Raw genomic sequence first — 15,208 nt, forward strand, 5'->3', positions numbered from 1 at the left:
ACCGCCTACCTTTTTGAAATCACCTCATCAACTATTCCATAGGTTTTTGCTTCTTCTGCTGACATGAAAAAGTCCCTATCTGTGTCTTTTTCAATTTTCTCCAATGGCTGTCCGGTTCTCTCACTAAGTATCTTGTTTAGTCTTTCCTTTGTCTTTAAAATATGCTCCGCATGAATTTTTATATCAGTAGCCTGGCCTCTTGCACCGCCTAAAGGTTGATGAATCATAATTTCACTATTAGGAAGCGCAAATCTTTTACCTTTTGCTCCGGCGGCTAATAAGAATGCTCCCATGCTTGCCGCCATTCCGATACAAATTGTGGATACATCAGGTTTAACAAATTGCATAGTATCGTAGATTGCAAACCCTGCAGTTACTGACCCGCCCGGACTGTTGATATAAATACTGATATCTTTGTCAGGGTCTTCAGCTTCCAAGAACAGCAACTGAGCAACAACAAGACTGGCTGTCACTTCGTTGACTTCTTCTCCAAGAAAAATAATTCTTTCTTTAAGAAGACGGGAATAAATATCGTAAGATCTTTCGCCTCTATTTGTTTGTTCAACCACTACGGGTACTAAACTCATTTTTGTCACTCCTTTATGAAAAATAACCATTGGTTATTATATTTTTATGCTACTTTTGCAGACTCAACCAGCATATCAACTGTTTTTCCGATTTTCAAATCATCTTTTATAGAATCCATATCTTCAGGTCTCAGCATTTTTTTGAGCTTATCAACTTCCATCTTATAGTTTTCTGCAAGTTTTTCAATTTCCTTTTCTAGTTCATCATCTGAAACTTGAATGCCTTCAACATTTCCAATTTTTTCTAAAGTCAAAGATGTTTTTACCTGTTTTTCCGCTTGTTCTTTGAATTGTTCTCTAAATTTTTCCATATCCATACCGGTTAACTCAAGATATTTACTAAGTTCAAGGCCTTGACTTCTTAATCTCATATCAAAATCTCTTGCCAATTGGTCTATCTGATGCTCAACCATGACTTCAGGTATCTCTACTGTTACACCTTCCAGCACCTTATCTATCACAGCGTTTTCCATCTCATGTTTTGCTTTATGTTCATTTTCTTCGGTTAAGCGCTTTTTGATATCTTCCTTAAGCTCATCAAGGATATTGAATTCGCTTACATCTTTCACAAACTCATCATCAATTTCAGGAAGTTCCTTAAACTTGATTTGGTTTATCTTTACTTTAAATAAAGCCGGTTTGCCTGCCAATTCACTTGCATGGTATTCTTCAGGGAATGTTACATTTACATCCACTTCTTCGCCTGAATTCTTTCCTATCAATTGTTCCTCAAACCCTGGAATAAATTGTCCGGAACCGATTTGAAGATTATGATCTGTACCTTTTCCGCCTTCAAAAGGCTGGTCATCAACAAATCCTTCAAAATCAATAACTGCCATGTCTCCTTCTTGAACCGGTCTGTCTTCGATAGTGACCAATCTGGAGTTCTTTTCCTGCATTTGCTTAATTTGATTCATGATATCATCTTCTGTTACATTATACTCAATTTTATTTACTTCTATACCTTTATAAGCTCCAAGCTCTACCTCCGGCTTAACAGTCACCTTGGCAGTAAAAATAAAGTTTTGACCTTCACCGATTTGCTTTATATCAATTTCCGGACGGTCTACAGGATCGATTTTGGTTTCTTCTACTGCTTTATCATATGCTTCGGGGCACACAATGTTTATTGCGTCTTCATAAAAAATTCCTTCTCCATAATATTTTTCAATAATCTTTCTAGGCGCTTTTCCTTTTCTAAATCCCGGGATGTTAAATTTCTTTACATTCTTTATGTAAGCTTTTTGTATTCCCTCATCAAATTTTGCTGTATCAACTTCTATCTCTAATTGTACAACATTTTTCTCTAGTTGTTCTACTTTCGTACTCATTAAATTGTAATCCTCCTTAGATGTTTTCTTATATATTTCACCCGCAATGGATGATAACATCACGACATAATAATCATAACGATAACCATTATATTATAACATAATAAATACTGTAAAGCCAATATGTATTAAAAAAAAGAAGGAAAATTTGCAATTTTTCAATCTATCAGTTTCAAAGGCTTATAGTTCAAATAATCACATGCAGCAAGATAAAATGTAATTCCTTCATGTTCTCCAACAAATGCATTCTTTTGGGATTCACCATGCAAATGTCCATATATACATTTTTTTATGCCATACTTCTTAAAAACGTCTACAAAACCTGAATCCATCGACTTATATACAGGAGGATAATGAAGCATTACAACAATTTCCTGTGGATTATATTTCAAACCTTCCTGTATGGATAATTCCAAACGATGCAGCTCTCGGATATATATTTTTTCATCTTCAGCAGAAAAATCATCTGAATCAGGAGAGTTCCATCCTCTCGCTCCACATATTGCAATATCTTGATATAGTATACTGTTATTATGTAGAAAACGTATTGTATTAAAGTTATGTTCTTTTAAATAGATGTTTAATTTATTGGCAGTCGTCCACCAGTAATCATGATTGCCCTTTGATATTATCTTTATACCCGATAGACCGTTAATATAATCAAAATCTTTATATGCTTGTCCAAGATATGTTGCCCATGAGATATCTCCAGGAATCAGAACATAATCTTCATCACGAATTTCCTCCAGCCAATTGTCTTTGATCTTATCCATATAATTATCCCACTTTACACCAAAAATATCCATAGGCTTATCAATACTTAGGGATAGATGCAGGTCAGATATTGCATATAGCGCCATAATGCCACCCTCATATTTTAATTTTCAATCAATGATTATATACTATTATGTACGAAAAAGAAAGACCAAAGTTTGAACTTTAGTCTTTTCTTATTTTTTACAATATCTAATACGCATATTCAATGCCTTTTTTGAAAGACTATTATTGTAAGACTACTGATTGAAAAATAACATCAATTATACAAGGAGTGGTTTAGATGCAATCCAGAGTTGAAAAGCAGAATCAACCGTTAGGTGGCGTAAAATGTGTTGTAAACAGTTGTGAATTTTATGGAAACGGTGATCATTGCATGGCTTCCGCGATAGAAGTGCAGCCCCGTAACGCCCAGGACACCCAGGAAACTGACTGCGCTACTTTCAAACCAAAACACTAATAATCCATACAAAATAAAAGTTTAAAGAGTGAAAACTGACCTGAACTTCAGGTCAGTTTTCACTCTTTAAAAACTAGTGCTTAACATCTTACTCTTTTATCAAACGTAATATATCGTTAACCACTTCTTTCATTTCTTCCTTCTTACATTTAATATTATGGAGTTTTTCCTTATCCTTCAATTGCGCTAAAGATTTCGGTATCCTCTGTCCACTTTTAACTGCCAGTAGATCAAGGAGTTCAAACTCATTTTTATCTTTTAATTCTTCTTCATCAACAAAGGCTGTCAACACGCTATGATTGAATTTAAACGGGCTGGCTGTGGAAACAATGATGGTTTTTGTTTTATCACCCGTCGCTTCGACATATTGGTCATATACGTTTTTCCCAACAGCCGTATGCGTATCTACTACATAGCTATACTCGGATTCTATTTCTTTTATTGCTGAAGATGTTGCCTCATCATTACAGTATCCCGCCCAAAATAATGCTGATATCTTTTCTTTTGTAACATCATGAACTTCATATTTTCCTTTTTCGTTCAATTCCTGCATATACTGTCTTACCCTTGCATCATCATTTCCTGTGATGTCAAAAAGCAAACGCTCCAGATTACTGGAAATTAAAATATCCATAGACGGAGAAATCGTGGTTTTGAAATTCCTTTTTCTGTCATAGACTCCTTTGTTAATAAACTCTGTAAGTACATTATTTTCATTAGAAGCACATATCAGTTTATTTACCGGCAGTCCCATTTCTTTTGCGTAATATGCGGCCAAAATATTACCGAAATTACCTGTAGGCACGACAATATTAATCTTTTCTCCCAGCTTGATTTCTTCATTTTTAACAAGATCTGCATACGCTGAAAAATAATATATAATCTGCGGTACCAGTCTTCCCCAATTGATCGAATTGGCAGAAGATAATGAAAAATGATTCTTTTCAAGCAGCGCTTGATACTCATTATCGGTAAAAATCATCTTTACGCCATTTTGTGCGTCATCAAAATTTCCATCCACTGCAGCAACGCCTACATTGCTGCCTTCCTGAGTAATCATTTGAAGCTTTTGTATTTCACTTACCCCATTCTCAGGATAAAACACAACAATCCGCGTACCCTTTACATCCTTAAATCCTTCTAATGCTGCTTTCCCCGTATCGCCGGAAGTAGCAACCAATATAACAACCTCTTTATCTTCTCCGGTCTTGATTATGGATTTGGTTAATAAATGCGGCAAAATCTGGAGTGCCATATCCTTAAAAGCACAAGTAGGTCCATGCCATAATTCAAGAAAGTATATCTTATCATTCAGCTTGTAAACCGGCGCGATATTTTCTGTTTCAAACTTTTCTTTATTATATGCTTGATCAACACATTCTTTTATTTCATCTAAAGTAAAATCCGTTAAAAACATTTTTAATACTTCTATGGCCCTTGCATTGTAACTCATAGTCGAAAATTTCTCAAAAACATCATGTGAGAGCTTTGGCTTGTCCTGAGGAACAAACAATCCCCCATCAGGAGATATTCCTAATTTTATGGCTTGTGCGGATTTCACAAGCATATTTTTATCCCTGGTGCTCTGATACAGCATAAATGAACCTCCAACGAATGATATTATGTGTAATTTGCTATACTAATAGTAATATAAATATTTCTACTTGTAAAGTAAAAAAAATCGGATAAGTGTGTGAAATGCTGAGATTGCATCAACTTATCCGATTTTTTATCGTATTTATATTATTTTCTAGCCTTTATACCACTCTTGCGATATATTAAACCATAATGTCAAATCTTACACAATGTGTTTAAATATATTCTTTTATAAATTCAGGAGCTTCGTTAGGGTCGCCGGTTATGGTCATAACAACAGAAATGTTAAACTGGTCTGCAACTTTTTTTACGTTATTTAAAAATTCTTCAAGAAATTCCATACTTTCGTCAACAATTTCAAAGACACCGTCTATGTAAATATTAGAAATATCGAAGTCTTCCGATATAATACCACAGATGAAACCATAGAATACGCAAAATTGATCAATTGCAAATTGAGAAGTGTCTATAAACCTGATTTTATGATTTAAATCATAAATATGATGATTATCACTATCGATATATACCACATCGCCCAAACCTTCTGTTGCTGAGGTATTTGCCAGGTCTATCAGTCGTTTCGTCTTACCGGTACCTTTACTGCCCATAATAACCTTTATCATATTGCATTCCTCCTTTAAAAGATGAGAGTGATACTTTAAAGATACACTATTTTAGAGATTATTTCAATAACATATGTAGATTTTGTAAAATTTTCGTTAAATTTAACCAATTTCACTACCATTGTATTGCTTTTTATTTACTCTATAAGATAAATTACCCAAAATATAGAAAATTATTCGTATAAAAATAAATTTTGGAATAATAAAAAAAGAGAATTGCTTCTATAAATAGCAATTCTCTTTATAAATTTCTTACATGTTCTGTTTTATATTACTTTTCTGCTGATTGGAAATCTTATACATAAACAATCCAAATACTGCTGCCGCAACGATCATACCAACCGGATACGAAATACTTGTTGACAGTTTGAAACCTTCCGGTGCCTGCATGATATAGGTAGCACTTACTGCAGTCATAAAGACGGCAGGGATTGTAGTGATCCAGTGAAATTTTTTGAATTTGACCAAGTATGCTGAAGCCGCCCACAGCATGATCATTGCCAATGTTTGGTTAGACCATGCAAAGTACCTCCAAATGATATTGAAGTCTATCCTGCTTAAACCAACACCTATGGCTAATAAGGGTATTGCAATATATAGCCGTTTTGAAATGCTTTTCTGCTCAAACTTCAATGAATCGGCTATGGTCAATCTTGCACTTCTAAACGCCGTATCACCTGAAGTAATAGGACACGCAATAACTCCCAAGATTGCCAATACACCGCCAACTGCACCCATTAGGGTTGTAGATACGGTATGAACAACCGCTCCTTGTCCGCCATTGGCCATTGCAGCTGCAAGACCTTCACTGCCATTGAAAAATGCCATCGCAGCAGCAGCCCATATCAATGCAATAATACCTTCTGCAATCATTGCTCCATAGAATACCTGTCTTCCATATTTCTCACTAGTAATACATCTTGCCATCATTGGAGACTGGGTAGCATGGAAACCGCTAATGGCACCGCATGCTATAGTAACAAACAGCAGTGCCCAAAACGGCAGTCCCTTCGGATGAGCATTTACCAACACACTGCCGGGAATAGTATATCCCTTTATTACCAACCCGCCGCCTACGCCTATTGCCATAATAAGCAGCACTGCTCCGAATATCGGATAGAGTTTTCCGATAATCTTATCAATCGGTAGTATAGTTGCGAGGAAATAATAGATGATAATGATGGTGAGCCAAAAATTCGCGTTCAATGTTTTTGGAGTCAAACTTGCCAATAAATTTGCCGGGCCGGTCATAAATACTGTTCCCACCAGTACGAGAAGTACGACCGAGAATACCCTCATGATATGCCTTATACCATCTCCCAGATAAATACCTACGATCTCTGAAACACTGGCACCATTATGCCGAACTGAAAGCATTCCTGAAAAAAAGTCATGCACTGCACCGGCAAAAATGCATCCGAATACAATCCACAGAAAAGCTGCGGGTCCGAATAATGCTCCGGAAATCGCTCCGAAGATCGGGCCCAAACCCGCGATATTTAATAACTGAATCAAAAATATTTTTTTCCAATCCATGGGTTCATAATCAACACCATCTTTTAAAGCAATAGCAGGTGTTACTCTTTCGGTGTCAATGCCGAATATGTTTTCGACGAATTTACCGTATACAAAATAGCCTACCACAAGCAGTACAATAGATAATAAAAATAATGCCATAACAGGCCCCCCTTTATTTTTTATTAATTCCATTATACGTTGCTTTGCACTATTTATTGTAATAACAGAACGAAATGTAAAAATTCCGGTACGAATGGCATGGATTCTTACATACCGATTAAATGCTTAAATTCTTTCATCATACTCCTGGATACAGGAATAATGTTTTTTTCATATCCCTTCATCATGACACTCAAATTATTGTTAAACCACATTCCAACTTCTTTAACAAAAGTAAAATTAATGATATAACTCCTGTGAATCCGTAGAAAATTCTTCCGGTTTAACTTTTGCTCCAGCTCACCTAAGGGAGTAGAAGACTCATATTGATTGGAAGTCGTATAAATCAATGTATGCTTGCGCTGCGCTTCAATATATACGATATCTTTCTCGTCTATCAATAGAAATCTTCCTGCCACCCAGATTCCGATTTTTCCACTGATTTTTACATGTTGCTCTACATGGTAGATTGCTTTACTTATATTACCTATATTTTGATCCTTATTATTTATCAGATGCTGTATTTTATTGATGGTCGTTTGGATTCTTTCTTCTGAAAATGGTTTTAGAATATAGTCTACCGCATTAATTTCAAAGGCTTCCACCGCATATTTATCATATGCTGTTGCAAAAATGATCATAGGCACTGATGTACCGTTTATAATCTCCTTTGCGGCTTCTAACCCATTCATGCCATACATATGAATATCAAGGAAAATCACATCGGGTTTACGCTTGTTACATAATTCTATCGCTTCTTCTCCGGTTTGGCCTTTTCCAATGACATCAAATAAGTTCTTTTCTTTATTAAGAAGATATTCAAGCTCATCCCTTGCCGGTATTTCATCATCAATAATCACTGTACGGATACTCACTATGCAACTTCACTCCTTTGAATGGCAGGTATTCTTACACATACGGTCGTACCATGTCCCAGCTTGCTTTTGATCTCCAGTCCATAGTTGCTGCCATATGCGTTTTTTAATCTGTGATGAATATTTATTAATGCGACGCCATGATTCTGACCTTCACATTTCAAAAGATTTTTGCACTTTTCTTCATGTATTCCTATTCCATCATCTTCCACCCATATGCGAACCTCATCTTTGTGATAATACGATGCACTGATCTTAACTCTTCCTCCGCCGGGCTTTGTTAAAAGTCCATGTTTTACCGCATTCTCGACCAACGGTTGAAGTGTGAGAGGAGGTATTTTACACTTCACGTCTTTGATATCATATTCAATTTTAAGCTTATCTCCAAATCTTGCTTCTTCTATGGCAATATAGGATTTTATATGCTCAATCTCATCATTTAAACTCACATAGTCTTTCATGGTGTTAAGATTTTTTCTAAAAAAATCTCCTAAGTGAATGAGCAGTATCCTTGCCTGATCCGGCTTTGTTCTGCAAAAAGATACAATGGTATTGATGGCATTGAATAAAAAATGCGGATTGATTTGCGCCTGCAATGCCCGTAATTCAGCTTTCTCCAAAAGCCTCGCCTGCTCGTCTATAAGGCTTAATTCTATCTGGGTGGAAAATAAATGGGCTAATCCTTGAGCCAATTCAATATCCACATGGTCTATACCATTTACATGCTCACTATAGAGTTTCATAGTACCAATCACTTCTTTCCTTACAAACAACGGTACTATTACTGCCGACTTCAGCTTACAATCATCATGATCACAACCTATTTGGTCGTGATTAAAGGCCACCTGATATCTTTGGTTCTCAATCACCTTTTTAGTGATTGAAGTGAGTATTTTATTTTTTGGCTGATGATGGTCGGCACCTACCCCTAAGTGCACCAAAATCTGAGTTTTATCAGTAAATGCTACCGCGGCAACATCCGTCGTAGAAAGAATGATTTTGGCCACTTTTTCTAATGCTGTCTCATTAAATCCGGTTCTCATAATGGGCAGCGTCTTATTCGCAATCCTCAATGCCAAATGTGCCTTGTTTGCGCCTATCCTCTGCTGTTCGACAAAGATTCCTTCAATAATAAGCATGAATAAAGCTGAGCCGATAGAATTTATTGTAATCATTGGCAAAGATATAATCTTAACCAACTCCAACGCCTGGACAAAGGGCTTCGCTATCAATAGAATGGTTAGCATTTGAACGATTTGAGATATGACTGTAACCAGGAAAGCCTTTGCCCACTTTTGCGACGAGTTCATAATATACTTGGATGCGATCCCTCCGATAAAGCCTTCCAACATGGTAGCGACCGCACAGGCAGCAGCAGTAAACCCGCCAATATCTATGGCCCAGCGGTGAAGTCCTGCTACAAGTCCTGCACCCAATCCTACCCACGGGCCGCCTAGGATCCCTCCCACTACCACTCCAATGGCGCGAAAGTTAGCCAACGCTCCTTTTACAGGAACGCCTGTATAAGTCGCTATGATCCCTAAGCTGCCGAAGATACAGCATAAGGCAATCTTCTCCATTACACCAATTCTGCGGTTAAGAATCATACTCTTGAAAAACTTAGTCTTACTAAGGACAAGAGCCAGAATAATACCCAACCCCAGATTATTAAACAGACTCATATAAATTTGAAGCATATTGTTCATCCTTATACACCTCGCCATGAAATTGATCTGTTATACAAAAATGGGTCCTACCTATAAATAGAACCCATTCTCATTGTATCAAAAATAACACATATTTCAAATGCAATTTTTACAATACAATTATCTTATTTTCCTAATCTCTTTTCAAGAATTTCTTTTTCCTTTTCAAAACCCGGTTTGCCCAACAGCGCGTACATATTGCTCTTATAAGCTTCTACTCCCGGCTGGTCAAAAGGATTTACTCCCGATAGGTATCCGCTGATACCGCATGCTTTTTCAAAGAAATATACCAAACTGCCGAAATAATACTCATCCAGCTTTGGAATGTTTAATATTAGATTTGGTACTTCTCCATCGGTGTGAGCTAGTAATGTACCTTCAAATGCTTTCTTGTTTACAAAATCCATTGTTTTTCCTGCTAAAAAGTTCAAGCCATCTATGTTTTCTTTTTCTTCGGTAAGTGTCATGGTTTTTCTTGGATTTTCAACATTCAGTACCGTTTCATAGATATGTCTTAGCCCTTCTTGAATGTACTGTCCCATAGAATGAAGGTCGGTTGATAAGTCTACGGCTGCCGGGAAAATACCTTTCTTATCTTTTCCTTCGCTTTCACCATAAAGCTGTTTCCACCATTCGGAAAAATAATGCAGTGCCGGTTCATAATTTACCATCAATTCGGTAGTCTTTCCTTTTCTATACAGTATATTTCTCACAGCGGCATATTTATAGCAATCATTGTCGGCAAGAGAGGGGTTTGCGTAAAGATCACATGCATCTGATGCCCCTTGCATCATCATATCAATATCCGCACCGCTTACTGCGATCGGAAGTAACCCTACCGCCGTCAGCACCGAATACCTTCCTCCGATATCATCAGGAATCACAAATGATTCATACCCTTCTGCATCGGCCAGACTCTTTAATGCGCCTTTAGCTTTATCAGTGGTGGCATATATTCTTTTTTTTGCTCCTTCTTTACCGTATTTCTTTTCCAGTAACTCTCTAAATACTCTAAAAGCGATAGCCGGCTCAGTGGTTGTTCCTGACTTGGATATAACGTTAACCGAGATATCCTTATCTCCCAATACCTCAAGCAAATCGGACAGATATGTAGAACTTATATTATTTCCGGCAAAATAAATTTCCGGGGTCTTTCTTACCGTCTTCGGAAGCATATTATAAAAGGAATGCCCCAGCATTTCTATCGCGGCTCTCGCGCCTAAATAGGAGCCGCCTATTCCAATCACAACCAAAACATCAGAATCACTCTTTATTCTTTCAGCAGCAGCTTTTATGCGGCTGAATTCTTCCCTATCATAGTTCTTGGGTAATTCTACCCATCCTAAAAAATCATTACCGGCACCATTCTTATTATGAAGCATTGAATGCGCCGCTTCAACCATCTTTTCCATATAGGAAATCTCATGTTCATTAAAAAATGTAAGCGCCTTGGAATAATCAAATGTCAATTTTTGTACCATGTTATACCTCCTGTAAAAGTTAGCCGGTCAATCTATATATAACGCATTAAAGAAATTACGGACACATACACCACCTCAAAACCGTTTGCCAATGTAAAAACTTTAATGCGTTATATATAATACGTTGACGGCCACAGTTTATTGATTACCAGTATTTTTCAAAGTTATTCTATTATAACTTGCTATATAAATCAAGCACCTTTATTAAATTACCCTTCCTTAATTATTCTCCGGAAATTACTGCTTTTTCTAATCAAATCAAAATCACTGCATTTCTTGGCAAAAGCAATATTTCGCGGATTAAGGTGAATAGAATATTCCAGATCTTTTACGGCATTATTGCTATCCCCTTTTAATGCGTAACAGCAAGCCCGGTTATAATAACTTGCTTCATGGTCACTATCCAGCTCTATTGCCTTACTGAAAGCGATAATTGCCTCATCCAGCTCCGCAAGTTCCAAAAGCAGCACCCCTTTATTGTTATATATATCAATGTACCCGGGATTAATTTCCAACGCTTTATCATAAGCTTTTACTGCCTCCCGTTTCTTTCCTAAATAGGCCAAAACCACTCCTTTGTTAAAATGTGATTTAAAATATTCAGCATTAATATCTATTGATGCTTGTATCGCCTCTAATGATTCTTCATACTCCCCTATTTCTTCTAAGATACTACCCATATTATTATAGGCGATATAATCATCTTCAGCAACTTCGACCGTTTTTTTATAGTATTCCAAAGCGGTTTCCTTTTCACCCAATTCATCATATATATTTGCAATATAGAAATACGCTCTATCATACATCGGATCGTTTTGAACGGTTTTGAGATAGTATTCGAGCGCTTCTTTCTTATTGCCCTTATCATCAAGAATAATTGCGATGCCGTAATAAGCACCGGAAAGACAAGGATTGATTTCTATGGCTTTTTTATAGTAATCTACAGCATTCTCCGTTTCATCCAATTTATCATATATGATAGCGATATTATAGTATGCTTCTGCCAATGCGGGATTCACTTCAAGCGCTTTTTTATATGCCGCTAGTGCTTCGTTCTGTCTTAAGAGATCTTCAAAAATATTTCCCAAAAGAAAAAAAGCAATTTCATCATTTTGATTCATATCTAAAGATTTCTTTAATAAATCCAGCGCTTTTTCCGCATCTCCATTCTCATAAAATTGCATAGCCAGTATTCTGTAATTTTTGGCACGATTAATAATTGTTTTGTTCATATTTTTCACCTTTATGTTTTTATCCTTTTGATATTATGATACTAGATCATAGAATATTAATTCAAGTCATTCATATGATTTTATTAAAATCTCAAGTATATCCCAAAAGGTTTATGTTAATACTTCTTAGTAAAACTAGAGGAGGGACTAAAATGCGTATACCAAAACATATAGCAATCATTCCCGATGGCAACAGACGTTGGGCTCAAGAACGCGGATTATCTAAAGAACAAGGATATGATCAAGGCTTAAACCCCGGTTTGAGGCTATACCGTCTATGTAAACAAGTAGGTATAAAAGAAATTACTTTCTATGGATTTACCCAAGATAATACTAAAAGACCTCCGGTGCAAGTGCAAGCATTTCAAAAAGCATGCGTAGATGCGGTACAACTGTTAGCTCAAGAAGAAGATGCAAACCTATTGGTAATTGGAAATACCCAATCACCCTTATTTCCAAAACAGCTGCTGCAATATACACAGCGTACAAAAATGGGTAAAGGAATTATAAAGATTAATTTCCTTGTAAACTACGGATGGGAATGGGATTTAAATTTTCTTAAAAAGATAACTTCAGATAATATCCGAACTGTAGGTCAGGTACATGAACATTTGTTTTCTTCCGACATCTCAAGGATTGATTTAATCATACGTTGGGGCGGCCGTAGAAGATTAAGCGGATTACTTCCTGTGCAGTCGGTCTATGCAGATTTTTATGTAGTAGACGATTATTGGCCGGATTATAAAGATCAACACTTACATGATGCGCTTGCATGGTATCAACAGCAAGACATCACTTTAGGGGGTTGATCTATCTCCGTCTTTAGCTGCAACACATAATCCTGTGACTAATACACCTACTGTACCTCCTACAAAAACGCCTGCAAGAAATATTAAAGTCCAATGCATTTTCCTACCTCCATATATAGTTCTATACTTGCTTTCTAATAATAATATGCACAATTAAGTTGTTTTTTATAGATGGTTTTTTTCCTCACCCATTCTCCTTAAAACGATTTTCTTATCAATTGTATGAAAAATGTCATTGAAATGTCACAAAAAACTGATATGATATTTATAAAACATACGGGGGTTATACTCATGATGAAAGCAAGACTATCTACTTTCCAGTTGTTTTTCTGTTTATTTCTTATTAATTCAGTGCTGGTTGTATTAATCATCTGGAGCTTTTTTACTTTTATTTCACCCAGCTATTATATGCATAAAGTAACTTCTTCTCTCACCCACGATAGTACAGTCCATGAAACTTTTTTTGATACGAACGGACTTCAAGATTATCTGGAATATGTAAATATTTATGAACCTGATACAGGTAACCGTATTATTTTATATGATCAGAATACCAATAGTATTCCTTATCCTCAGATTGTTCGTGGTCCAGGCATGGGAATGGGACAGCATGGTTCCTTATCTCCTATGGAAATCACCGATTTGATCAATACCGTAACCAATAAAGTTAAACATGCTAATAACGTATTTCGCTATACCAGCCGCCGGACAAACATAGACACACTGGTGGTATTTCAACAATGGGACAACGGAATCATTTGGATAGCCCAATCAGCACTACAACCCATTAATAGAGCAATAAGTATTTTTCAAACCCTTTTTCTGTGGTTTGCACTCTTAGGCATTGCGGTCTCTGCAGCATTGTCATGGCTAATATCCAATAAAATTACTAAAAATGTATCAAAAATTAACCAAAAGGTCATGAACATTGCATCCTTATCATTTGACCATTCAAAAAAGATCTCTGTCGGATTCTCAAAAGAACTCGAGAATACAGGGATTACATTAAATCTGGTTGCGGATAAATTAAAAACCAATATGGCTGCTTTGAAGGATACAAATGTAAGACTAAAGCAGGAATTGGATAAAGAAAAGCAATTAGATACTATCAGAAAACAGTTTGTTACCGATGTATCCCATGACCTAAAGACTCCCATCAGTATTATCCAAGGTTACTGTGAAGGACTGCTGGATGAAATAGCCGATGATCCTGCCGAATACATTACTGCGATCCGTGATGAAGCATTTCATATGAAAAACCTGGTTGATTCCCTTCTGGAACTGGCAAAGCTGGAATCAGAACAGACCTATATAAAACAGGAGAAAGTTAATATAACATTACTCATTGAAGAAATTGAAAAAAGGTTTACCGCTTATGCAAAAAACCATAATAGGACTGTGAACTTTAATATCACTAAAGAGTGTCTATGGTGCATTGGCGCCCCTATAAAGTTGAAGCAAGTTTTTGAAAATCTTCTCAAAAACAGTGTCGCTCATGGCAATGAAAACGGAGAAATATCAGTACAGTTGAAAAAAGAGAAAGAAATTGTTTTTTCGGTATATAATGATGCTTCTGCCATTCCGGAGCAAGAAATCCCGTTAATCTTCGAAAGATTTTATAAACTGGACCGCTCTAGAAATAGGAAAACCGGAGGTACCGGACTCGGATTATCCATCGTTAAAAGCATTGTCCTTAAACATGGCGGAAACGTAGGGGTAGTTAATGAAAAAAACGGCGTCCGTTTTTGGGTCACCCTCCCCTTACTGCCACAACAAAATGAATCTATATGATTTGGTACACCAAGTTATATAGGGGGATGTAAAAAAGTGCTTAATCGTTCGAAAATCTGACACGGGGACAGGGCCGCAGTCCGGCCAAAAACCAGGCCTGACAGCAGACCAGTCCCCATGTCCGATTTTCTCTATGTGCTGAATTCGACTTTTTCACAACCACCTATATACCGTAGGGGTGGACGACTCTGTCCACCCGCAAATACAATATAATGACAACAAAAATACTTAGATATATTTTAGTGGGAAGGTTTTCACCTCACTGT

The 15,208-nt window shown here is 36.6% G+C and carries 14 protein-coding genes; 3 read left to right on the forward strand and 11 right to left on the reverse strand.

The window, feature by feature from the left end; translation table 11 throughout:
• Positions 1-5: 5 nt before the first annotated feature.
• From clpP to QKW49_RS05865, 3 genes are all read right to left on the reverse strand, one after another.
• Positions 6-587: an ATP-dependent Clp endopeptidase proteolytic subunit ClpP gene (gene clpP / locus QKW49_RS05855; RefSeq protein WP_282866615.1), complete on the reverse strand. Its 582-nt coding sequence runs from the start codon at positions 585-587 to the stop codon at positions 6-8.
• 44 nt (positions 588-631) lie between these two features.
• Positions 632-1,918, reverse strand: coding sequence for a trigger factor (gene tig / locus QKW49_RS05860; RefSeq protein WP_282866616.1), 1,287 nt, complete (start codon positions 1,916-1,918; stop codon positions 632-634).
• Positions 1,919-2,076: 158 nt separating this feature from the next.
• Positions 2,077-2,778 carry a metallophosphoesterase gene (locus QKW49_RS05865; RefSeq protein ID WP_282866617.1) on the reverse strand — a complete coding sequence of 234 codons (702 nt, stop codon included), beginning with the start codon at positions 2,776-2,778 and terminating at the stop codon, positions 2,077-2,079.
• A 197-nt stretch (positions 2,779-2,975) separates the two neighbouring features.
• On the opposite strand from QKW49_RS05865, the gene QKW49_RS05870 reads away from it, so the two are divergent.
• Positions 2,976-3,152 carry a DUF1540 domain-containing protein gene (locus tag QKW49_RS05870; protein ID WP_282866618.1) on the forward strand — a complete coding sequence of 59 codons (177 nt, stop codon included), beginning with the start codon at positions 2,976-2,978 and terminating at the stop codon, positions 3,150-3,152.
• Positions 3,153-3,240: 88 nt separating this feature from the next.
• Here QKW49_RS05870 and thrC read toward each other — a convergent pair whose 3' ends face one another.
• The 7 genes from thrC to QKW49_RS05905 form a co-directional block, all read right to left on the reverse strand.
• Positions 3,241-4,749 carry a threonine synthase gene (thrC, locus tag QKW49_RS05875; protein WP_282866619.1) on the reverse strand — a complete coding sequence of 503 codons (1,509 nt, stop codon included), beginning with the start codon at positions 4,747-4,749 and terminating at the stop codon, positions 3,241-3,243.
• Between the two features lie 214 nt (positions 4,750-4,963).
• A complete protein-coding gene (locus QKW49_RS05880) occupies positions 4,964-5,371 on the reverse strand; it encodes a hypothetical protein (RefSeq protein ID WP_282866620.1) in 408 nt (135 codons plus the stop codon).
• 252 nt (positions 5,372-5,623) lie between these two features.
• Complete coding sequence (locus QKW49_RS05885) at positions 5,624-7,048, reverse strand: carbon starvation protein A (RefSeq protein ID WP_282866621.1); 1,425 nt, start codon at positions 7,046-7,048, stop codon at positions 5,624-5,626.
• A 107-nt stretch (positions 7,049-7,155) separates the two neighbouring features.
• A complete protein-coding gene (locus QKW49_RS05890) occupies positions 7,156-7,923 on the reverse strand; it encodes a LytTR family DNA-binding domain-containing protein (RefSeq protein ID WP_282866622.1) in 768 nt (255 codons plus the stop codon).
• Complete coding sequence (locus QKW49_RS05895; RefSeq protein ID WP_282866623.1) at positions 7,923-9,620, reverse strand: sensor histidine kinase; 1,698 nt, start codon at positions 9,618-9,620, stop codon at positions 7,923-7,925. Before QKW49_RS05895 ends, QKW49_RS05890 begins: the two co-directional genes overlap by 1 nt.
• 134 nt (positions 9,621-9,754) lie before the next feature.
• Positions 9,755-11,110 (reverse strand): glucose-6-phosphate isomerase, encoded by a 1,356-nt coding sequence (locus tag QKW49_RS05900; RefSeq protein ID WP_282866624.1) that lies wholly within the window; start codon positions 11,108-11,110, stop codon positions 9,755-9,757.
• A gap of 209 nt (positions 11,111-11,319) precedes the next feature.
• Positions 11,320-12,342, reverse strand: a complete 1,023-nt coding sequence (locus QKW49_RS05905; protein WP_282866625.1) for a tetratricopeptide repeat protein — start codon at positions 12,340-12,342, stop codon at positions 11,320-11,322.
• A 152-nt stretch (positions 12,343-12,494) separates the two neighbouring features.
• On the opposite strand from QKW49_RS05905, the gene uppS reads away from it, so the two are divergent.
• Positions 12,495-13,151 carry a polyprenyl diphosphate synthase gene (gene uppS / locus QKW49_RS05910; RefSeq protein WP_282866626.1) on the forward strand — a complete coding sequence of 219 codons (657 nt, stop codon included), beginning with the start codon at positions 12,495-12,497 and terminating at the stop codon, positions 13,149-13,151.
• On the opposite strand, the gene QKW49_RS05915 is transcribed toward uppS, so the two are convergent.
• Positions 13,140-13,250, reverse strand: a complete 111-nt coding sequence (locus QKW49_RS05915; RefSeq protein WP_282866627.1) for a DUF3789 domain-containing protein — start codon at positions 13,248-13,250, stop codon at positions 13,140-13,142. The two genes, uppS and QKW49_RS05915, sit on opposite strands and share 12 nt — an antisense overlap.
• A 192-nt stretch (positions 13,251-13,442) precedes the next feature.
• On the opposite strand from QKW49_RS05915, the gene QKW49_RS05920 reads away from it, so the two are divergent.
• Entirely contained in the window at positions 13,443-14,942 is a 1,500-nt protein-coding gene (locus tag QKW49_RS05920) for a HAMP domain-containing sensor histidine kinase (protein ID WP_282866628.1), read from the forward strand.
• The last annotated feature ends 266 nt before the right edge of the window (positions 14,943-15,208 follow it).

The sequence above is a fragment of the Petroclostridium sp. X23 genome, assembly GCF_030013905.1.
Lineage (GTDB): Bacteria > Bacillota > Clostridia > SK-Y3 > SK-Y3 > X23.

Excerpts from the sequence above, each read along its gene's own strand:
- clpP (WP_282866615.1), bottom strand. The coding sequence starts at position 587 with ATGAGTTTAGTACCCGTAGTGGTTGAACAAACAAATAGAGGCGAAAGA.
- tig (WP_282866616.1), bottom strand. The coding sequence starts at position 1,918 with ATGAGTACGAAAGTAGAACAACTAGAGAAAAATGTTGTACAATTAGAG.
- QKW49_RS05865 (WP_282866617.1), bottom strand. The coding sequence starts at position 2,778 with ATGGCGCTATATGCAATATCTGACCTGCATCTATCCCTAAGTATTGAT.
- QKW49_RS05870 (WP_282866618.1), top strand. The coding sequence starts at position 2,976 with ATGCAATCCAGAGTTGAAAAGCAGAATCAACCGTTAGGTGGCGTAAAA.
- thrC (WP_282866619.1), bottom strand. The coding sequence starts at position 4,749 with ATGCTGTATCAGAGCACCAGGGATAAAAATATGCTTGTGAAATCCGCA.
- QKW49_RS05880 (WP_282866620.1), bottom strand. The coding sequence starts at position 5,371 with ATGATAAAGGTTATTATGGGCAGTAAAGGTACCGGTAAGACGAAACGA.
- QKW49_RS05885 (WP_282866621.1), bottom strand. The coding sequence starts at position 7,048 with ATGGCATTATTTTTATTATCTATTGTACTGCTTGTGGTAGGCTATTTT.
- QKW49_RS05895 (WP_282866623.1), bottom strand. The coding sequence starts at position 9,620 with ATGCTTCAAATTTATATGAGTCTGTTTAATAATCTGGGGTTGGGTATT.
- QKW49_RS05900 (WP_282866624.1), bottom strand. The coding sequence starts at position 11,110 with ATGGTACAAAAATTGACATTTGATTATTCCAAGGCGCTTACATTTTTT.
- QKW49_RS05905 (WP_282866625.1), bottom strand. The coding sequence starts at position 12,342 with ATGAACAAAACAATTATTAATCGTGCCAAAAATTACAGAATACTGGCT.
- uppS (WP_282866626.1), top strand. The coding sequence starts at position 12,495 with ATGCGTATACCAAAACATATAGCAATCATTCCCGATGGCAACAGACGT.
- QKW49_RS05915 (WP_282866627.1), bottom strand. The coding sequence starts at position 13,250 with ATGCATTGGACTTTAATATTTCTTGCAGGCGTTTTTGTAGGAGGTACA.
- QKW49_RS05920 (WP_282866628.1), top strand. The coding sequence starts at position 13,443 with ATGATGAAAGCAAGACTATCTACTTTCCAGTTGTTTTTCTGTTTATTT.